Genomic DNA, 18,949 nt, shown 5'->3' with positions numbered 1-18,949 from the left:
CCCCGGTCCGGCGACCATGGCAGAAGGAGGCCCAGCCGGCGTCACACGCCCGCCGATCCGGGGAGGTGACCACGCTGCACACCGTGCTCCCCGTCGTGTTCGCGGTCTGCGCGGCCTTCAGCAACGCCGTGGCGACGGTCCTGCAGCGCAAGGCGGCACTCACCGTGCCGCGCTCGGAGGGCTTCCGGGCCGGGCTGATGCTCGATCTGCTGCGCCGGCCGGTGTGGCTGGCCGGGATCCTCGCGGTGATCGGCGCCGCCGTATGCCAGGCGCTGGCGCTGGCGACCGGGCCGCTGACGATCGTGCAGCCGCTGTTCGTGCTGGAGCTGCCGCTGACCCTCGTCGTCGCCTCGCTGCTGATGCACCGGCGTCTGCCGGGCACGGGCTGGCTGGCCGTGACGGCGGTGGTGGCGGGGCTGGCGATCGCGCTCGCCGCCGCGTCACCGACCGGCAACCGCACCCATGTGGAGCTGGACCGCTGGATCCCCGCGCTCGCCGTGTGCGCCGGGGCGGTGGTGGGCCTCGCCCTGGCCGCCGTCCGCCGCCCGGAGGGCCGGGCCCGGGCGGCGTGCCTGGGTGCCGCGACCGCGATCAGCTACGCGGTGACGGCGGCACTGATGAAGGCCGCCACCCACATCCTCGACGACCAGGGGATCGTGGGTTTCCTCACCGCCTGGCAGACGTACGCGTTCGCCGCGACCGGCGTGTGCGCGCTGTTCCTGCTGGAGAACGCGATGCAGGCCGGCCCGCTGGTCGCCTCGCAGCCCGCGCTCAGCCTCGGCGACGCGCTGGTGAGCCTCGCCCTCGGCATCCTCCTGTACGAGGAGACCGTCCGCTCCGGCTGGTGGCTGCTGCCCCAGCTGTTCGGTGTGGCGCTGATCGCCGCGGGCGTCTTCGCGCTGGCGCGGATCCCGCTCACCCGGTCGCTGGTGGCACCGGACGAGGAGCGCCAGACGGCGGAAGCGCCCTGAGCCAAGGAGGTCACGATGGGACGTCTCGACGAGCAGGTGGCGATCGTCACCGGCGGGGCCGGGGGCATCGGAACCGCGGTGGCCCATGCCCTCGCGGCCGAGGGTGCCGACGTCGTGGTCGCCGACATCCGGGACGCCGAGGGATCGGAGCCGGCCTCGCGGCTCGGCGGCCGGGCCCGCTTCGTCCATCTGGACGTCACCAGCGAGGACGACTGGCAGCGGACCCTGGCCGAGACCGAGCGGGACCTCGGACCGGTGTCGGTCCTCGCGAACATCGCGGGGATCATCGACTGGGGCCCGATGGAGGAACAGAGCCCCGAGTCCTTCCGCCGGGTTGTCGACGTGAACCTCACGGGCGCCTGGCTGGGCATGCGCGCGACGGCACCGTCGCTGCGCCGGGCCGGCGGCGGCGTCATCGTCAACATGTCCTCCCTGTCCGGGCTGACCGCCTACGCCGGTGTCGGCGCGTACGCGGCCAGCAAGTGGGGGCTGCGCGGACTGACCAAGACCGCCGCGCTGGAACTGGCGCCCGACCGGATCCGGGTCTGCTCCGTGCACCCCGGAGCCATCCGCACCCCTCTGACGGCCGGCTTCGGCGACGCGTACACCGCGGGGCAGCCGATCCCCCGGTTCGGCGAGCCCGAGGAGGTCGCCCGCATGGTGCTCTTCATCGTCGCCGACGCCACGTTCTCGACAGGCTGCGAGTTCGTCCTGGACGGCGGCGTCCTCGCCGGACCGCCGGCCGTCCTGAACCCGGACGACTGACGAGACCCTGGACCCGATCACGACGCCCCATGCGAGACGCCCCGCCGGATGACGACCGGCCGCGGCCGGATCAGTCGTCCGGCTGGCACCGCGGGCACCACACCGTGCCGCGGCCCGCCATCCGGGACCGGCGCAGCCCCGTGCCGCAGCGCGGGCACCTCGGGTCGCGGTCGTCGCGATGGCCGGTGAGCCACGAGTCACGCGGCGGGACGCAGCCCGCGGAGACGGAGGTGCGCAGGGTACGGCGCATCTCGCTGTACAGGCGACGGCGGTCGGTCCGGGCGAGATCACGCGCCGGACGGTCGGGGCGCAGCCGGGCCCGCCACAGGATCTCGTCGGCGAGCAGGTTGCCGAGACCGGCGAGGACGGACTGGTCGGTGAGTGCCGTTTTCAGCGCCCCGCGCCGCGCCGAGAGCACCACCTCGAACTCCTCTCGGTCCACGGCCAGCGCGTCCGGCCCCTGCCGCTCCAGCAGCCGGTCGACGTCGGCCTCGTCGTGGGCCAGCCACAGCCCCTGGAGTTTGCGCTGGTCACGGAAGCGCAGCTGACGTCCGCCGCCCAGGGTGAACAGGACCCGGTCATGCGCCTCCACGGGATCGTCCGAACGGCCGCAGACCAGTCGGCCGGTCATGCCGAAGTGCAGCACGAGGGTGGGGCCGCCGGTGCGGGCGAGCAGCCACTTGCCGTGCCGCTCCGGCGTGCCGAACCGCCGCCCCTCCAGCGCGTCCCGCAGTCGCCGGGCGTCGACGCCGTGCAGGACGCCCGCGTCCCGCACGTCCACGCTCCGGATGACCCGGCCCTTCGCGCAGGACTCGAGCACCTGACGGAACCCCTCGACATCGGGCAGCTCGGGCATGGCGGGCGCGTCAGGGCTCCTGGAGGACGGAGAGCACGTTCCCGGCCGGGTCGGTGAACCACGCGATCAGCGGGCCACCACCGCGGAAGATGCCCTTCTCGTCCACCTTGAACTGGTCGTAGCGCTCGAATCGCACCCCTCTCCTGCTCAGCTCGTCGACCGCGGCCTCGATGTCGTCGACGGGGAAGTTCAGGACGGTGTACGTCGCCGGGGCGTGGTCCTCCTTGGGGTAGACCAGGATGTTCCGGTCGCCCGCGATGTGCAGGAACAGCATGCCGTGGTCCTCGGACACCCGCAGTCCCAGCGTGTCGCCGTAGAAGCTCCTGGCCGCGTCGATGTCGTCCACGGAGAAGCCGCTGTACGCCTTCGTCGTACCGAACATGATCGCCTCCCGGAAGATGGTCTCCTCTATGTCGGACCGGGACGCGTCCGGAAACTCATCGCCGCGTGGGGCCCCTGCCCTCGGCCCGGGGCGCCTGAACAGGGCGGCGGCATGGGGACACGGGGCGTCCCGCCCGGTTCACGTGACCGTGTACCGCGTCCGCGGGGAAGTAGGCGGTGGGCGGTGGGGCTGGAGCCGGTGGTCCGCCGACAGGCCCGCGGGCCATCGGACGGCCGGGTTCAGCCCGCAGGTCGCCGGGTTCTGCGGCTCAGCCAGCCCAGCAGGCCGTGGGAGCGAGCGTGCTCCCGGGGTGCGGGCCGGTCCGTCGGCGGAACGGGGCGTGCTGCCGGGGGCTCCGGTGCCGGGCGTGGCGTCGGGGCCGGCGCCTGCTGCGGGGTCGGGCGTGGCGCCGGTCGTGGTGCCGGCACTGGTGCCGGTCGTGGTGCCGGTACTGGTACCGGTCGCCGGCTGCGCGCCGTCTCCAGTGTGTGGGCCAGGTCCGCGCGGAACCAGGCCACTTCGTCCGGCTCGCTCGCCGTCATGAGCGTCTCGGCCAGGTCGGCTGCGGGCGACCCGGGTGCGCCGTGTGCCGGGAGCCGGGGGCGGCAGCGGTCCAGGTGGGCGCGCTCGTGGGGGTCCGCGACGACGTCCGCCACGTCGGCGGGGTCGAGGAAGCAGGCGACGGCCGCCGCACGCGCCCAGGGGTCGTCGCCCGCCTGCCGCGTCAGGAATCCGACCTGGCGACCCCGCCAGTTGCGGGGCCGCCGGTCCAGCCCGGCCTTCTGCCCTTCCCGGATCTCCGGGGGCGTGCGGGGGCCGGTCAGCAGCGGGACGTTGCTCTGCTCGGCCGCGAACTGCTCCAGTTCCTCGGCGAGATACAGCCAGACGACGGTCCGGTACCGGTTGAGGTAATAGCGGACCGGAACGAGCAGGCCGTGGCGAGCCAGGGTCGTGAACCTGGTGGGTGTCACGTCCATGAGCTCGGCGCCCTCAGTGGTGCCGACCGTCGCGACGCGCCGGCGCAGATCGTCCGGGAAGGCGTCCGCGGCACACAGCCGCTCGATCTCGGCGCGGGTGACGCGACGCCCTCCGCCGCCTTCGTCGGGAACGGTCCGGATGAGCCCGAGGTTCACCGCCAGGTCGAACTCGCCCCGTTTGAGGCCGAGTTCGCGGGCGGCCCGGCTCGGGGCGCAGGAAAGCCGGTCGGGTTGGGTGCTGGTGCCTGACATGGTCGGTCTCCCCCGTGGAGTCAGCGGCTCGCGCCGTGTGCGGTCGCCGTATGCGGTCGTCGTATGCGGTCGCCGTGTGAAAAACCGTAGCCGCTTCGGCGGATCGCGTGGCGAGCCTGTGGATAACTCCGCAGGGGATGACGAACGCGCAGGTCAGACGTCTGTGATGGGTTTCCGTTCGGGCTGTCGCGCATCCACGTCGAGATGCTCTCCGACCCGGTTGACCAGCAACGTCATCTCGTACGCGATCTGCCCGATGTCGGCCTCGGCGCCGCTGAGGACGCACAGACAGCTTCCCGTGCCCGCCGCGGTGACGAAGAGCACCGCGTCGTCGAACTCGATCATCGTCTGGCGTACGCTGCCCGCCCCGAAGTGCCGACCCGAGCCCTTTGCCAGGCTGTGCAGCCCGGACGACACGGCCGCGAGGTGCTCCGCGTCCTCGCGGCGCAGTCCCGTACTCGCGCCCGTCACCAGGCCGTCGTTGGACAGCACCAGCGCGTGCCGTACCTCGTGGACTCGCTCGGTCAGGTCGTCCAGCAGCCAGTCGAGCCCCTGGTTGTGCGCCATGATCCGATCTCCCCGTTTTCTCCCCGTGCGATTCTCCTCCTGGCCGGAGGATCTCCACGCCAGCCTTCCCCACGACCGCTGTCGGGGCAAGGAGGATGGGAGCCATGGCAGAGAAGATGACCGACGCGCAATGGCGGGAGTTCGTTTCGCACGGCACCCGCACCGGAAAGCTCTCCACCGTACGGGCCGACGGCAGCCCGCACGTGACGCCGATCTGGTTCGTGCTGGACGGCGACGAGCTGGTGTTCAACACCGGCAAGGACAGCGTGAAGGGGCGCAACATCGCCCGGGACGGCCGGGTCGCCCTGTGCGTGGACGACGACCGGCCGCCGTACTCCTTCGTGGTGCTGCGGGGTCGCGCCCGCGTCTCGGAGGACCTCGACGAGATACGGCGGTGGGCCACCCGCATAGGCGCCCGGTACATGGGCGAGGACCGCGCCGAGGAGTTCGGCGCCCGCAACGGCGTTCCGGGTGAACTCCTCGTCCGCGTCAGCATCGACAAGGTGCTGGCGGAACGGGACGTCGCGGACTGACCACGCAGGCGCGGCAGGCGCGGCGGGCCTTCGATCGTCGGCCAGCGGCCATCGGTCGTCGGCCATCGGCCATCGGCCATTGGTCGTCGCCGGAAGGGCGTCGGGCGCCCCCGGTCAGCCGACCGAGTCGAGAAGCCGGGCGGTGTGCATCCGCCCGGCGTATTCGACGAGCCGGATCAGGACCTCTTTCCCCGAGTCGCGGTCCCGGGCGTCGCACAGCACCACGGGCGTGCCCTGGTCGAGGTCGAGGGCGCGCGAGACGTCGGGGGCGCCGTGCCGCCGGGCGCCCGCGAAGCAGTTGACGGCGACCACGAACGGGATGCGCCGGTGCTCGAAGTAGTCGACCGCCGGGAAGCAGTCCTCAAGCCGGCGCGTGTCCGCGAGGACCACGGCACCGAGCGCTCCCTGCGACAACTCGTCCCACAGGAACCAGAACCGGTCCTGCCCCGGTGTGCCGAACAGGTACAGGGAGAGGCCGGACCGGATGGTGATGCGACCGAAGTCCATGGCGACGGTCGTGGTGGTCTTGTGGTCCACTCCGTCGGTGTCGTCCACCGACTGGCCTGCCTCGCTGAGCAGTTCCTCGGTGCGCAGTGGCCGGATCTCACTGACCGCTCCCACCAGGGTGGTCTTGCCCACGCCGAATCCGCCGGCGACCAGAATCTTCAGCGCCAGCGCGGCGGTCTCGCCGTCCGGGGCGTCGGAGTGCTCGGAGATCATTGATCACTTCTCTCGGGAGGCCCGTCAACGGGTAGCGCCAGTCGGTGGGTTGGGTGAGGTGAGCGAATGGGGTGGTGTGCGTTCATCTACAGGGCTCTCAGTCCCTCGATCACCTCGCGCAGGATGCGTTCGTCGGGCAGCTGCGCGGGCGGTACGGGGCGGCTGACGGTGACGCAGCCGAGTTCCAGCAGGTCGCCGAGGAGGACCCTGATCACCCCCACGGGCAGGTCCGCCCCCGCGGCGAGTTCGGCGACCGACTGGGTCTCCGTGCGGCACAGGCCGATCAGAGTCCGGTGCTCCGGGCCGAGCAGGGCCTCGTCCGCGCCGGGGCCGCCCGGGTCCAGCGTGACCAGCGCGATGAGGTCGAACCGCACGCCCGTGGGGCCGGGTTGGGTGCGTCCGCCCGTCATGGCGTAGGGACGCACGAGGGGGCCGGCCTCGTGGTCGTACCACTGGCTGCCCTGCTGGCGCGGGGCACCCGTCATGTCCTCGGTCATCTGCGCGGACCGCCCTCTCGGCTCATCCGGCGGCGGGGGGCCGCGCGCCGACGCGGGGCGCCGTGCCGAGGTGCTCGCCGACGCGCTTGACCAGGCGTGCCATCTCGTACGCCACCAGTCCGATGTCCGCGGTCACGGCGGTGAGCAGGGCGAGGCAGGAGCCGTCGCCCGCGGCGGCGACGAACAGGAAGCCCTCGTCCATCTCCACCATGGTCTGGCGGACGCCGCCTGCGCCGAAGTGCCGTCCCGCTCCCTTGGCGAGGCTGTGGAAGCCCGAGGCGACCGCGGCCAGGTGCTCGGCGTCCTCGCGGCGCAGGTCGCTCGAGGCGCCCACGGCGAGGCCGTCGTTGGACAGCACCACGGCGTGCCGTATCTCGCTCACGCGGAGCACCATGTCGTCCAGCAGCCAGTCGAGTTCGCCGGAGTGCCGGGCGGCATGTGTGCTCGGGTCCTGGATCATGCGGGGTCTCCTTCGCTGCTGTCGCTGCCCGCCGCGGGGCCGGGCGTGGTTCCGCGGCCGGGTTGCCTGCCGCCACCGCGCGCCCAGCCGTCTCGGTAGGCCGCCATGCGGTCCCGTACGAGTTCGGGGGTGCGGTCGTCGTCCCTGTGCGCCGGCGTGGGTGGCGGCTCCTCGGGCCGTCCGTCGCGCAGTTGGGGAGCGAGACTGGCCTGCCGTACGCGACGGGGGAGGTCGTCGGAGCCTTCGGGCTGCTCCTGGGGGCGGTGCAGTCGCAAGGTGGCGACTCCTGGGGGTGGGGTGTGACTCGCGGTCTCCGCGTGGCCGGGGGTCTCCGCGCGGCCGGAGGCCTCGGCGGCGGCCGGTACGGGAGCCACGAGGGCGCGCCGGTCGGCCGGTGCGGTGACGGTGTCCTGGAGGGGGGCGTCGTCGGGCACGCGCGCGTAGGCGCGTTCCCCGGGGTGCCGTGCGTGAGCCGCCTCGTCGAGGGCGCGTTCTGGCGCGCCGGTGTGCAGCAGGGCGGTGGGCAGCAGGACGACCGCCGTGGTGCCGCCGTACGGGGAGGTCTTCAGGTGAACCTTGACGTCGTGGCGGGCGGCGAGCCTGCTGACCACGAACAGGCCGAGCCGGTCGCTGTCGAACAGGTCGAGCGCCTCGGACTGCGCGATGCGGCGGTTGGCCTCGGCGAGGGTCTCCTTGCCCATGCCGAGGCCGCGGTCCTCGACCTCGACGGCGTAGCCGTTGCCGACGGGTTCGCCGGTGATCCGCACGCGCGTGTGGGGCGGCGAGAACTGGGCGGCGTTCTCGATGATCTCCGCCAGGAGGTGGGTCAGGTCGGCGACGGCCGTGCCGATGACGGCCGCCTCGGGGAGCTGTCGTACCTCCACGCGCGCGTAGTCCTCCACCTCGGAGACGGCCGCGCGGACCACGTTCGTCAGGGAGACGGGCATGCGCCAGGCCCGCCCGGGGGCCGCTCCGGAGAGGATGATCAGGCTCTCCGCGTGGCGGCGCATGCGGGTGGTGAGGTGGTCGAGGCGGAAGAGGTCGCTCAGTTCGTCCGGGTCGTCGGAGCGGCGTTCCATGCTGTCGAGGAGACTCAGCTGCCGGTGGACGAGGATCTGGCTGCGGCGGGCGAGGTTCACGAAGACACCGGAGATGCCGCTGGCGAGTTCGGCGCGTTCCACGGCGGCCCGCAGCGCGGCGCGGTGCACCGTGCCGAGGGCCTCGGCGACCTGCGCGGTCTCGTCCTCGGCGGGCGGTCCGGGCGGGGCCTCGGCGCGGACGTCGATCTCCTCCCCCGCGCGCAGTTTCCGCATGGCCGCGGGGAGTTTGCGCCGGGCGATCTCCAGGGCGCTGTTGCGCAGGCTCACCAGCTCCACCACGAGGCCGCGTCCGATGCGTACGGAGATGACGAGCGAGGCGGCGACGGCGGCGAGGCCGAGCAGGACGGCGGCGCCGGCCGGGGTGAGCAGTCCGCGGGTGAAGGGGTCGGCCCGCTCCGCGACGCCGCGTGCCGCGTCGTCCTCGATGCCGCGCATGCCATGCTGCACGCGCGTGTGCGCCGTGTTCCAGGTGTGCTCGGGTGCCGCCTCGACGGCCTTCGCGCCCGGCCCGCCGGCGAGGATCCTGTCCTCGGCGTCGCCCAGGCCGACGTAGGCGCTGCTCTCGGAGAGGGCGTCCCAGGCGGAGCGTTCGGTGCCGCGCAGGTCCGCGACGGCCGACTCGGTGAGGGTGCGGCGCAGTTCGACGGCGCCGGTGAAGATCCGGAGCCGCTCCCCGTTCAGGGCGCCGTCCAGGCGGGCGCTCGCCAGCACCGCGTCCTCCCGGGACAGCGCCTCTCCGGCGCGGGCGAATTCGAGCAGCACGCGCGCGTCGGAGCCGAGGTCGGCGTCCTGGATGCCGGTGAGGGCGGCGCCGGCACCGAAGGCCGCCGAGATGGTCCGGGTGTAACGGCTGTACGTCTCGGACCAGTCCACGCGCCGGTCCCGTACGGCGGTCCGCAGCGGCCGCAGTCGCTCGGCACCGGTGACGAACTCCTCCAGCCGGCGGGCGACTCCGGCGGGCAGTTCCTCGCTGTCGGCGACGGTGTTGTCCTTGCCGAGCCGCAGTTTCGCGACGGCCTGGTCGGTGCGCCGGGCGAGTTCGGCCAGCTCGTCCGCGCGGACGGCGGACGGGTCGGTGGCGTGGCGTACCGCGGCCGCGCGTTCGGCCTGGAGGGCGGCGACCGCCGCGGAGACCGGGGCACGGACCGCGGCGTCCACACGTTGGACCTGCCGGAGCCGGGAGACGTCCTGGGCGGTGGTGACGGTGGCGTACGCCCACAGAGCCAGGAGCGAGACGACGGGCACCATCAGCAGGCAGACGATCTTGGCGCGCACGGTGCGGGGGCGGATGCGCCAGCGCTCCGCGCGCGGGGGTATGCCGTCGGACGCGGTGCCCGGGCGTGCCTCGGGGCCCTCGTCGGCGGGTGGCCCGGCGTGCGCGCGGCGACCGCGCGCGGGAGGGGGCGGCGGCGCGTCGGCGCCGGTCGCAGGGGTCCTGAGGGGTGTACGCATGGACTCCTCGCTCGGGAGTGGTTCGACGGAATGCCACCCAGGCTTCGGGGCGAGCCACCCTGGCTTCGGGGCGAGCCGTCGGGGCTACGGGGCGAGCCACCCTGGCTTCGGGGCGAGCCGTCGGGGCTACGGGGCGGGCCGCCCGGGCGGCCGGGGAGCGGCCGCGGCTAGTGGGCGGGAGTCTCGACCGGCCGCTGGGCCGAGGCGGACGCCTCGCGCTCCCCCGCCGTCGGTGACAGTGCGACGAAGGCCGAGGTCAGGAAGAGGTAGGACCCGAGGCCGACGGCGAGGGGGAAGATGAACTGCATCGCCGTGGCCCCGGGCAGGATCTGGCCGGAGGGCGTGACGCTCACGCTCACCGCGAACATGCCGGTGTAGTGCATGCTGCTGACCGCCGCGCCCATGATCAGCGAGGCGAGGGTGACGGCGACGGGCGACTTGATGTTGAGCGCCGCCCACAGGGCCGCCGTCGCGGCGACGACGGCGATCAGGACGGAGAGCCCGACGAGCACCGGGTCGTAGCTCACGTCGCCGTGCAGGCGGACGGCCGCCATGCCCAGGTAGTGCATGCTCGCGACGCCGAGGCCGGTGGTGAGCCCGCCGAGCAGCAGGGCCCGGCCGCGGTCGCGGCTGTAGCCGACGGCGAAGACGCCGGCGCAGACGACGACCATGGCGACGAGCAGGCTCAGGAGGGTGAGCGGCACGTCGTAGCGGATGTCGGTGCCGGTGACGCTGAAACCGAGCATGGCCACGAAGTGCATGGTCCAGATGCCGGTGCCGATCGCCGACGCGGCGGTGACGAGCCAGTTGCGGCGCGAGCGTCCGGTGGCGGCGAGCGCGCGGACGGTGCAGCGCAGCCCGAGGGCGGCGCCTATGCAGGCCATCGCGTACGACAGCGCGGGGGTCAGCCACCCCAGGGCGGCGTGGTCCAGGTGTCCCATGGCCCCGGGACGCTAGACCCGCCAGGGGCGCGTGAAGGGGGCGCATTTCGAAAGGTGTTGGAATATGACGCAGAGATGTACCGGAACGATCGGGTCACGCTCGAACGTGTGCACTGAGGCGTCATCCGTGCCGGTGAGGAATCATGCGGTACATGAGCGACGAGCAGACGCGTGTCCAGGAGTTCTTCACCGCCCGCGCCGCCGACTGGGACACCCGGTTCCCCGACGACGGCCCGGCCTACGCCGCCGCCGTCGCGGAGCTCGGGCTGCGTGCGGGCGACCGTGTGCTCGACGCGGGGTGCGGCACCGGTCGCGCCCTGCCGCCGCTGCGGGGCGCCGTGGGGCCGTCCGGAGTGGTCGTCGGGGCCGATCTGACCCCGGCCATGCTCCGCGAGGCCGTACGGGCCGGACGGGACCGTGACGGGGCGTTGCTGCTCGCTGACGTCGCCGCGCTGCCCCTGCGTCCGCGGTCGCTGGACGCCGTGTTCGGAGCGGGCCTCATCTCGCATCTGCCGAGCCCGGCCGAGAACCTGCGGGAGCTGGCGCGTGTGGTGCGTCCCGGTGGTGCGCTGGCGTTGTTCCACCCCATCGGCAGGGCGGCGCTGGCGGCTCGCCACGGCCGCCCGCTCACCCCGGACGACCTGCGCGCCGAACCCAACCTGCGTCCGCTGCTGGCCGGTTCCGGGTGGCGTCTGACGTCGTACACCGACGAGGACGCCCGCTTCCTGGCGCTCGCCGTCCGCGAGGACTGAGACGGCGCGTCACCGGGCCTCGGAGCCGGGCACCTCCACGTGCCGCACGGGGCAGCCGCGGACGCCGGGAACGGGGCGCGTGCCCAGGTCGGCGATCCGGTAGCCGTTCGGGTAGCCCTTGATCTCCCAGTTCTGCCGGGCGAAGTGCGGGGCGCTCCGGGGCGGCAGCAGACGGACGGCACGCCCCCGCAGCCGTACCGCGCGGCGCACCCACGCGCGCGTGGCGGCGCTCGGCGGGGTGTAGCGGAAGGCGCGCAGGAGCGGTTCGTCGAGCAGCGCGAGGATCGCGGTGCGCAGCAGGGGCGCGAGCGGGCGCGGGTACCAGGAGACCATGAGGTCGAGCGTGGCGTCCGAGACGCGGCGGGCGTCCTCGTCCCAGGCGAAGTGGGCCGCCTCGTAGCTGTCGAGGCAGGTCTCGAACTCCTCGTACGTCTCGGGGATGTCCTTGATGCCCATGTGCCGGCCCAGCGTGCGGTAGTGGACGACACTGGCGACGACCTCGTGGCTCGACATCCTGCGCCAGCCGTAGGCGTCGATCCACCGCCTGGGCATCACGACGAACGTGCAGAGCACGTAGCGCATGTCCGCGTCGCTGATGTCGTAGCTGCGGTGCATCTGGTTGATGCGGCGGATCGCGGTCCTGCCCTGCTCGCTGCCGAAGCCGTGCTCGACGATGGTGTCCAGGAGCAGCGAGGTGTCGTCGTAGCGCTTCTGCGTGTGATCCGTGAGTTCCGCCGTCTCGGCGAGCAGCCGGCCGATGGCCGGAACGGCGTAGGTGCGGTACAGGGCCAGCTCCAGGGAACGGGCGAAGTCCCATGGGAACTCGTACGCCGCGCTCAGCCGGTAGATCTCCGAGGCGTCCCGGTACGGGTCCATCCGACGGATTTGTCCCAGCCGTTCGAAGCGCTTCAAGGTACGCTCCCCCTTCTGCCGCCGAAGGTCCAACTCTACGTTGGTGAGCGGGAGATGAACGGCGTGCGGGGAAAACGCACAGGGGGAAGGCGGTCAGCACATGTGGAACAAGGTCCGCAAGGCCGGGGGCAGAGTCGCTCACGCCCTGCGCGCGGAGGCGAAGCCCGACGGGGACAAACGTCCACACAATCTTTTCGAGGCCGCGGCCGTCTACGTCACGGCCTGTGCCGAGGACGACCAGGAGCGGGCCGACGAGGCGTCCGGCTGGGTGTCGCCGGAGGCGCTGTCGTTCGGGGTGAACGAGCTGGCCTGCCGGGCCGTCATCGCGCTCGCGCGGGAACGGGGCGAGTCCCCGGACACCGTGGCCCGTGAACTGCTGGGCCTGCCGACGGCGTGAGGTGCCCGGCCCGGACGGCCGATTCGCCCCGTCCGCCGGAAAACTGCAGCTCCGGTGCGCCTGCGAGGTCGTGACAAGCGGCTTCCGGGCGCACTAGGGTGCGCGCCGTTGGACCAACGGATGGGGAGGCTGGGATGGCCGGGACGGACGAGGACGCCGTCGCCGCCGCGGACGATGCGCTCTATGTGCTCACGGCGGTGCTGCTGACGCCGGCGAAGTTCCCGAGCGTGCTGGGCGACGACTACCCGGAGGCGTGCGCGGCGCTCGGCCTCGCGCCGCTCGCCGACGGGTACGGGCTGGTGCTCGGCCAGGACGGCGAGGGCGCCCGGTGGACCGTGGTCATCGACGACGTCTCCCTGGTGGCCGTCGCGATCGCGTCCTGGGACTGCGGCATGGAGTACGAGCTGTCGCCCGACGAGCGCACGGTCGTCGCGGCACTGCCCGGCTGGCCCCTCGCGGTCGCCGTCGCGGCACCCGGGGTGCCCGCGCCGCACGATCCCGGCCCGGAGGCCGACGACCGGCCCCCGCTGGCTCCGCCGGACACCACCGTCTGGGGGCCGGCCCAGCGGCGCCTGGGCGCCGACGAGATCGCGCTGCAGTGGGCGATGTGGCGGGAGCAGGTGGACGACACGGCGTTCGCGGCTCCGGGGTCCTCCGGAACAGCGGGTGACGGGGACGACGGCGGGGCGGCCGACGGTCCGGAGCAGACCGGGGAGAACGGGCGTACCGGGGGGAACGGCCAGCCCGGGGATAACGGGCAGCCCGGCCACAGCGGCATCCGGCGCGTCCTCGCGGAGGCCCGCACCTATGTCGACTCGCCGCCGCCGCTGGGCCGGGTCCGGTCGTCCTTCGCGCCGGGGGACGCGCGGACCCTGCGGGCCGACGGTCCCGGCTGGTCACTCGTGGCCAGGACCGACGACATCGCCTTCGTGCTGCTCGATGAGGAACCCGGCGAGGTCCTGCCGGTGGGCCGGGGGCCGGAGCTGCCGGGTCTCCTCGAGGCACTCGACAAGATGGCCGTACGCCCGAACTGACCGGCGAGCCGAACTGACCGGCGAGGCGGGCCGGCCGGCCGGCCACACTGTCGGTACGTCGGTACGGGCCGGTCAGCGACCGAGCTCCTTGCGGGTGGCGCGGCGCAGCCTGCGCCGCTGTGAGGGGTCCAGCGTGAGGTACGCGGCGGCCGGGACTCCCAGGATGATCAGCAGCGCGGCCCACCAGGGCAGCCAGATCAGCAGGATGAGCCCGACCGCCACACCGCCCGCGGCGATCTTGGCGTTCTTCGACATGACTGTCGCCTCCTTCGCGGCCATTGCCGCTCTCTGTCCCGAAAACGGACCCGCGCGTGCGACGGTTCCGGACCGCGACCCTGAGACATCCCCGAGGTGCGACCCCGACGCACCCCTGAGACCTCCATGGTGACCCAGCTCACAGCTCAGCCATACCCGTCTGCGCCGAAAGTGCTGTACCCTCGGCCACTCCGTTCCGCTAGTCAAATTTGAGGAATCAGTCATAGTCGAGCATCCGACTCCCCCGGCACCTTCCTCCGAGTTCTCCGAACTGGCCTGTTGCCACGCCGTGTTCCTGCCCGGCGACCCCGCCCGCACCGGCACCGTCGCGTTCTGGCGACCCGACGGCACACCGCCCGAGGCCGTGGCGCCGGCGACCGTCGCGGACCTGACCGTCGTCGTACCCGGCGACGACGGCGTCGAGCCGGAGACCGTATCCGCCGTCCTGCTGCCCGTCCGCGCGGCCCTGCCGGTCCTCACGCGTGCGCGTGCCGGTGGGCAGGGGCACCGGTCCACCGTGTTCTGGGGCGCGGCGGCCCTGCACGCCCTGCACCTCGTGGCGCGCGGACTGCTGCTCCCGGGGCTGTCCCCGGGTGACCACGACGCCTGGCGCGCGGGTCCGCTGCGCGCCCAGGACGTCGAAGCCGTACGCCGCCTCGCCGCCGCGATGCCGCCCGAGGCGCACGCCGTGCCGTCGGCCGCCGCCGGGGCGCTGCGCTTGCCCGACCCGGAGCAACTCCTGCGCGTCTTCCTGGACGCGGTCGCCGACACGCTGCCGCGCTCCCCCGCGGCGCCGCTGGTGACCGGCGGCCCCGCCTACGCGGCGCCCGACCCGGTGCACCTGCCGGAGCAGCGCGCGTGGGCGGCGGACGTCGCCGCGGGCCACGACGCGGGCGTGCGGCTGTCGCTGCGGATCGAGGTGCGCGGGCTGGCGGAGGCGACCAGGCCGGTGGCGGCACAGGGCCCGGCCGACGCGCACACGATCCACCCGACGGCAGACGCCACAGACTCCGGCACCACGGCGTCCGACGCCATGGACGTGACGTTCCGGGCCGTGCTCCAGGTGCACAGCGTGAGCGATGCCGCGCTCGTCGCGGACGCCGCGGACGTGTGGGCGGGCGGCACCCGCGGTGAGGCGTTCGGCCCGCGCGCGCGGATGGACGTCCTGCTCGCCCTGCGCCGTGCGGCCCGGGCCTGGCCCCCCATGACGCCGCTGCTGTCGGCGGCCGTGCCGGACGCGGTCGAACTCGCCGACGACGAGGTCACCGAACTCCTCGGCGCCGGCGCCCACGCCCTGGCGGCTGCCGGGGTCGACGTGCACTGGCCCAAGGGGCTGACCCGCGAGCTCACCACGCGCGCGGAGGTGGGGCCCGCGGAGGCCGTGCCGTCCGGCGACCGGCACGCGTCCGGGTCCGAGTACGGATCTGAAGCCGAGGCCGAGTACGGATCCGAGTCCGGCACGGCTTCCGCCGCCATGCCGTCGTTCTCGTTCCTATCCGCCGATGCGCTGCTCGCGTTCAACTGGTCCTTCGCACTGGGCGATCAGCGGCTGAGCCGTGAGGAACTGGACCGCCTCGCCGAGGCCAAACGCCCGGTGGTACGGCTGCGCGACCAGTGGGTCCTGGTCGACCCTCAGGAGGTGCGCCTGGCCCGCTCCCGGCAGGACCACAAGGTCACGCCGGTGGACGCGCTGGGCGCGGCCCTGACCGGCTGGGCGGAGGTGGACGGCCACCGGGTCGAGGTACGGCCCACCGGATGGCTGGCGGCCCTGCGGAAGAGGCTCGAGGACCCGGAGGGTCAGCAGCCCGTGGAACAGCCGGCCGCCCTCGCGGCCACCCTGCGGGACTACCAGCGGCGGGGCCTGAACTGGCTCGCGGGGATGACGTCGCTGGGCCTCGGCTGCTGTCTCGCCGACGACATGGGGCTCGGCAAGACGATCACGCTGATCGCCCTGCACCTGCACCGGCAGACCGACGCCCGGTCCGCCGGGCCCACCCTGGTGGTCTGCCCGACCTCCCTGATGGGCAACTGGCAGCGGGAGATCGAGCGGTTCGCGCCGGGCACCCCCGTGCGGCGCTTCCACGGCGCGCGACGGAGCCTGGACGACCTGGCCGACGGGGAGTTCGTGCTCACCACCTACGGCACGATGCGCCTGGACGCGTCCCGGCTGGCCGGCGTGGAGTGGGGCCTGCTCGTGACCGACGAGGCCCAGCACGTGAAGAACCCGCACTCCTCGACCGCCCGGGAGCTGCGTTCCATCGGGGCACGCGCGCGCGTGGCGCTCACCGGCACCCCGGTGGAGAACAACCTGTCGGAGCTGTGGGCGATCCTCGACTGGACCACCCCGGGGCTGCTGGGCCGGCTCGGCACCTTCCGCCGGCGGTACGCGGAGGCCGTCGAGGGCGGACAGGACCCGGCCGCCGCCGACCGGCTGTCCCGGCTGGTCCGGCCGTTCCTGCTGCGCCGCCGCAAGTCGGACCCGGGGATCGCGCCCGAGCTGCCGCCGAAGACGGAGACGGATCACGCCGTGTCGCTCACCCAGGAGCAGGCGGGCCTGTACGAGGCCGTGGTGCGCGAGGCGCTCGCGGAGATCGCCGGGGCGGACAGCATGGCGCGGCGGGGCCTGATCGTGAAGCTGCTGACCGCTCTCAAGCAGATCTGCAACCACCCCGCGCAGTACCTCAAGGAGGAGCGGCCGGTGATCGCCGGACGCTCCGGGAAGCTGGAGCTGCTGGACGAACTGCTCGACACGATCCTCGCGGAGCGGGCGGGCGTACTGGTCTTCACGCAGTACGTGCAGATGGCCCGCCTGCTCGAACGGCACCTGGCCGTGCGCGGCACGCCCACGCAGTTCCTGCACGGCGGGACGCCCGTCGCCGAGCGCGAGGCCATGGTGCGGCGCTTCCAGGACGGTGACGTGCCGGTGTTCCTGCTGTCCCTGAAGGCGGCGGGCACCGGCCTGAACCTCACCCGGGCCGAGCACGTCGTGCACTACGACCGCTGGTGGAACCCGGCGGTGGAGGCCCAGGCGACCGACCGCGCCTACCGCATCGGGCAGACCCGGCCCGTGCAGGTGCACCGGATCATCGCCGAGGGAACCATCGAGGACCGCATCGCCGAACTGCTCGCCCGCAAGCGGGAGCTGGCGGACGCGGTCCTGGGCTCGGGCGAGGCGGCGCTCACGGAGCTGACGGACGCGGAGCTGGCGGATCTGGTCGAACTGCGAGGGGGCCTGCGATGACTCGGCACGACGAAGGCAGGGAGCGGACGTTCGCCGCGCTGCCGCCCGCGCGCGGGCGGGGCTTCGCCCAGACCTGGTGGGGCCAGGCCTGGCTGAAGGCGCTGGAGGACACGGCGCTGGACTCGGCACAGCTCAAGGCGGGCCGTCGGCTCGCGCAGGCGGGAGCGGTCGGCGCGGTGTCGGTGCGCCCGGGCCGGCTCACGGCCGTCGTGCAGGACCGCGACCGCACGCCCCACCGGGCCGACGTCCTGCTGTCGGAGCTGACGGCGGAGCAGTGGGACCGGCTCCTGGACATGGCCGTGGAGCGGGCCGGTCACGTGGCGGCGCTGCTGGACCGGGAGATGCCGCCGCACCTGGTCGAGGACGCGGCGGCCGCGGGCGTCGAACTGCTGCCGGGCCTGGGCGATCTGGAGCCGGAGTGCGGCTGCGGGGCCTGGGACCACTGCGGGCACACGGCGGCACTCTGCTACCAGGTGGCACGGCTGCTGGACCAGGACCCGTTCGTCCTGCTGCTGATGCGCGGGCGTGACGAGGACACCGTGCTGGGCGACCTGCAGTCGCGCAGCGGGGCCTGTGCCGGCGAGTCCGCGGAGCCGGAGGGGGTGGACGCGGCGGAGGCCTACGCGGCCGGTGACATCCTGCCCCCGCTGCCGGCCCTGCCCGAACTCCCCGGAGAGCCGGGCCGGCCGCCGTCCCTGGACACGGAGACACCGCCCGCGGCGGGCCTCGATCCGGCCGCGCTGGAGTTCCTGGCCGCCCGGACCGCCGTACAGGCCCACCGCCTGCTCGCGGAGGCGCTGCGGGGCTCCGGCGGCGTCGAGCCGACGGTGGCGCAGGACGCGGTACGACTGGCCGCGGGCGACCCCCCGGAGGAGGTCGCGGGCCGTCTCGCCGACGGGTCGGGGCGCGGCCGGGAGGGGCTGGCGGCGGCGGTGCGCGCCTGGCGGCTCGGGGGCACGGACGCGCTGTCCGTCCTCGACGAGCAGTGGCGGGTCGAGGGCGAGGCGCTCGCACGCGCGCGTGCCGCCCTGGAGTCGGCCTGGGACGCGGACGAGCGGCCCGGGCTCCGGGCACGGGGCAACCGGTGGACGGTCGTCGGCGCACCGGTCCAGCTCCGGCTCGGCCGGGACGGCCGGTGGTGGCCGTACCACAGGGAACGTGGCCGGTGGCTGCCCTCGGGAGGCGCGGCCCAGGATCCGGCGACGGCCCTGACGTCCGCGCAGCTCGCCGTCGGGGACGAATCCGCGCTGCCCTCAGGGCAGTAGCTCGTCGGCGTCCAGGGACGGGAGGAGGGATTCGAAGCCGCTCGGCAGATCGCTCGGCAGGTCGCTCGGCAGCCGGGTCGGGAAGCCCGACGGCAGCCGGGTCGGCAGGTCGCTCGGCAAGCTGGACGGCAGTTCGGTGGGAATGCCGAAGGAGGGCGCGGGGGTGCGGTTCGCGCTCTCGCCGGGCCGCTCCTCGTCCGCCGGGTCGTCCCGCCCCGAGGCCATCAGCACCACGACGGACACGGCCGCGGCGGCCACGAGCACGGCGAGCAGGATGAGCAGCGGATTCCGGCGCCGGGGAGGCCCGGGCGGATGGGGTGGTACGGGCGGCAGGGCCATACCGACCAGGGTCGCCGCCTTCCGTCGGAGGCGGCAGGGGCGCACGGAGGTTGATACGGGCTCATGGCACGGACCGCACGATTCCGGAGCATGACGGTCCCGCCGGCCGGCCACCATGACCGGCCGACCGGAGCATGACGGGACCGCCGGCCGACCACTATGACCGGCCGACCGGAGCAAGACGGGACCGCCGACCAACCATCAAGACCGGCCGACGGTCCCGCACGCGCGCCTGGGCTCACGACTCCGGGACGGGCCACGCCCGGCCCGACCGGACGGGC

The 18,949-nt window shown here is 73.7% G+C and carries 20 protein-coding genes; 8 read left to right on the top strand and 12 right to left on the bottom strand.

Translation table 11 applies throughout. The annotated features are described in order from the left end of the window. The first annotated feature begins 74 nt into the window (after positions 1-74). A complete protein-coding gene (locus tag ABZ948_RS00395; RefSeq protein ID WP_359756108.1) occupies positions 75-971 on the top strand; it encodes a DMT family transporter in 897 nt (298 codons plus the stop codon). Between the two features lie 15 nt (positions 972-986). Then, entirely contained in the window at positions 987-1,736 is a 750-nt protein-coding gene (locus tag ABZ948_RS00390) for an SDR family oxidoreductase (protein ID WP_359755896.1), read from the top strand. A gap of 70 nt (positions 1,737-1,806) precedes the next feature. Here ABZ948_RS00390 and ABZ948_RS00385 read toward each other — a convergent pair whose 3' ends face one another. The 4 genes from ABZ948_RS00385 to ABZ948_RS00370 all read right to left on the bottom strand — a co-directional run bounded on the left by ABZ948_RS00385 (position 1,807) and on the right by ABZ948_RS00370 (position 4,770). After that, positions 1,807-2,592, bottom strand: coding sequence for an Fpg/Nei family DNA glycosylase (locus tag ABZ948_RS00385; protein ID WP_359755895.1), 786 nt, complete (start codon positions 2,590-2,592; stop codon positions 1,807-1,809). 10 nt (positions 2,593-2,602) lie between these two features. After that, a complete protein-coding gene (locus ABZ948_RS00380) occupies positions 2,603-2,974 on the bottom strand; it encodes a VOC family protein (protein WP_359755894.1) in 372 nt (123 codons plus the stop codon). Positions 2,975-3,213: 239 nt separating this feature from the next. Continuing rightward, complete coding sequence (locus tag ABZ948_RS00375) at positions 3,214-4,203, bottom strand: DUF6397 family protein (protein WP_359755893.1); 990 nt, start codon at positions 4,201-4,203, stop codon at positions 3,214-3,216. Positions 4,204-4,356: 153 nt separating this feature from the next. Next, on the bottom strand, positions 4,357-4,770 hold the full coding sequence (locus ABZ948_RS00370) for a roadblock/LC7 domain-containing protein (RefSeq protein WP_114250638.1): 414 nt from the start codon (positions 4,768-4,770) through the stop codon (positions 4,357-4,359). A 104-nt stretch (positions 4,771-4,874) separates the two neighbouring features. Between ABZ948_RS00370 and ABZ948_RS00365 the strand changes: the two genes are divergently transcribed. After that, the gene (locus ABZ948_RS00365) at positions 4,875-5,303 is read left to right on the top strand and encodes a PPOX class F420-dependent oxidoreductase (protein ID WP_359755891.1); all 429 of its coding nucleotides are present in this window, start codon (positions 4,875-4,877) and stop codon (positions 5,301-5,303) included. Positions 5,304-5,417: 114 nt separating this feature from the next. Here ABZ948_RS00365 and ABZ948_RS00360 read toward each other — a convergent pair whose 3' ends face one another. The 5 genes from ABZ948_RS00360 to ABZ948_RS00340 form a co-directional block, all read right to left on the bottom strand. Beyond that, complete coding sequence (locus ABZ948_RS00360) at positions 5,418-6,023, bottom strand: GTP-binding protein (RefSeq protein ID WP_359755889.1); 606 nt, start codon at positions 6,021-6,023, stop codon at positions 5,418-5,420. An 86-nt stretch (positions 6,024-6,109) separates the two neighbouring features. After that, the gene (locus tag ABZ948_RS00355) at positions 6,110-6,520 is read right to left on the bottom strand and encodes a DUF742 domain-containing protein (protein WP_359755887.1); all 411 of its coding nucleotides are present in this window, start codon (positions 6,518-6,520) and stop codon (positions 6,110-6,112) included. 22 nt (positions 6,521-6,542) lie between these two features. Beyond that, a complete protein-coding gene (locus tag ABZ948_RS00350; RefSeq protein ID WP_359755886.1) occupies positions 6,543-6,980 on the bottom strand; it encodes a roadblock/LC7 domain-containing protein in 438 nt (145 codons plus the stop codon). After that, positions 6,977-9,532 carry a sensor histidine kinase gene (locus tag ABZ948_RS00345; protein WP_359755885.1) on the bottom strand — a complete coding sequence of 852 codons (2,556 nt, stop codon included), beginning with the start codon at positions 9,530-9,532 and terminating at the stop codon, positions 6,977-6,979. The genes ABZ948_RS00350 and ABZ948_RS00345 overlap by 4 nt, the downstream gene beginning before the upstream one ends. 167 nt (positions 9,533-9,699) lie before the next feature. After that, entirely contained in the window at positions 9,700-10,473 is a 774-nt protein-coding gene (locus ABZ948_RS00340; RefSeq protein WP_359755883.1) for an MHYT domain-containing protein, read from the bottom strand. A gap of 152 nt (positions 10,474-10,625) precedes the next feature. Here ABZ948_RS00340 and ABZ948_RS00335 point away from each other — a divergent pair, with 152 nt between their 5' ends. Beyond that, positions 10,626-11,225, top strand: a complete 600-nt coding sequence (locus ABZ948_RS00335; RefSeq protein ID WP_359755882.1) for a class I SAM-dependent methyltransferase — start codon at positions 10,626-10,628, stop codon at positions 11,223-11,225. 9 nt (positions 11,226-11,234) lie between these two features. Here ABZ948_RS00335 and ABZ948_RS00330 read toward each other — a convergent pair whose 3' ends face one another. After that, positions 11,235-12,137, bottom strand: a complete 903-nt coding sequence (locus tag ABZ948_RS00330; protein WP_359755880.1) for an oxygenase MpaB family protein — start codon at positions 12,135-12,137, stop codon at positions 11,235-11,237. 100 nt (positions 12,138-12,237) lie between these two features. Here ABZ948_RS00330 and ABZ948_RS00325 point away from each other — a divergent pair, with 100 nt between their 5' ends. Both ABZ948_RS00325 and ABZ948_RS00320 read left to right on the top strand, forming a co-directional pair. Beyond that, a complete protein-coding gene (locus ABZ948_RS00325; RefSeq protein ID WP_359755878.1) occupies positions 12,238-12,534 on the top strand; it encodes a hypothetical protein in 297 nt (98 codons plus the stop codon). Positions 12,535-12,668: 134 nt separating this feature from the next. Next, positions 12,669-13,568, top strand: a complete 900-nt coding sequence (locus tag ABZ948_RS00320) for a hypothetical protein (protein WP_359755876.1) — start codon at positions 12,669-12,671, stop codon at positions 13,566-13,568. Between the two features lie 72 nt (positions 13,569-13,640). On the opposite strand, the gene ABZ948_RS00315 is transcribed toward ABZ948_RS00320, so the two are convergent. Next, on the bottom strand, positions 13,641-13,823 hold the full coding sequence (locus ABZ948_RS00315; RefSeq protein WP_114250647.1) for a tail-anchor membrane protein: 183 nt from the start codon (positions 13,821-13,823) through the stop codon (positions 13,641-13,643). A 289-nt stretch (positions 13,824-14,112) separates the two neighbouring features. On the opposite strand from ABZ948_RS00315, the gene ABZ948_RS00310 reads away from it, so the two are divergent. Both ABZ948_RS00310 and ABZ948_RS00305 read left to right on the top strand, forming a co-directional pair. Continuing rightward, positions 14,113-17,064: an SCO1167/SCO6262 family helicase gene (locus tag ABZ948_RS00310; RefSeq protein ID WP_359755874.1), complete on the top strand. Its 2,952-nt coding sequence runs from the start codon at positions 14,113-14,115 to the stop codon at positions 17,062-17,064. Continuing rightward, positions 17,061-18,329: an SWIM zinc finger family protein gene (locus tag ABZ948_RS00305; RefSeq protein ID WP_359755872.1), complete on the top strand. Its 1,269-nt coding sequence runs from the start codon at positions 17,061-17,063 to the stop codon at positions 18,327-18,329. The genes ABZ948_RS00310 and ABZ948_RS00305 overlap by 4 nt, the downstream gene beginning before the upstream one ends. Here the strand turns inward: ABZ948_RS00305 and ABZ948_RS00300 are convergent. Beyond that, positions 18,318-18,668, bottom strand: a complete 351-nt coding sequence (locus tag ABZ948_RS00300; protein ID WP_359755870.1) for a hypothetical protein — start codon at positions 18,666-18,668, stop codon at positions 18,318-18,320. The two genes, ABZ948_RS00305 and ABZ948_RS00300, sit on opposite strands and share 12 nt — an antisense overlap. Between the last annotated feature and the right edge of the window lie 281 nt (positions 18,669-18,949).

The organism is Streptomyces olindensis (genome assembly GCF_040645895.1).
Lineage (GTDB): Bacteria > Actinomycetota > Actinomycetes > Streptomycetales > Streptomycetaceae > Streptomyces > Streptomyces olindensis.
Note: the sequence above shows the minus strand (reverse complement) of the source record. Positions and strands in the feature narration are given on the sequence as shown.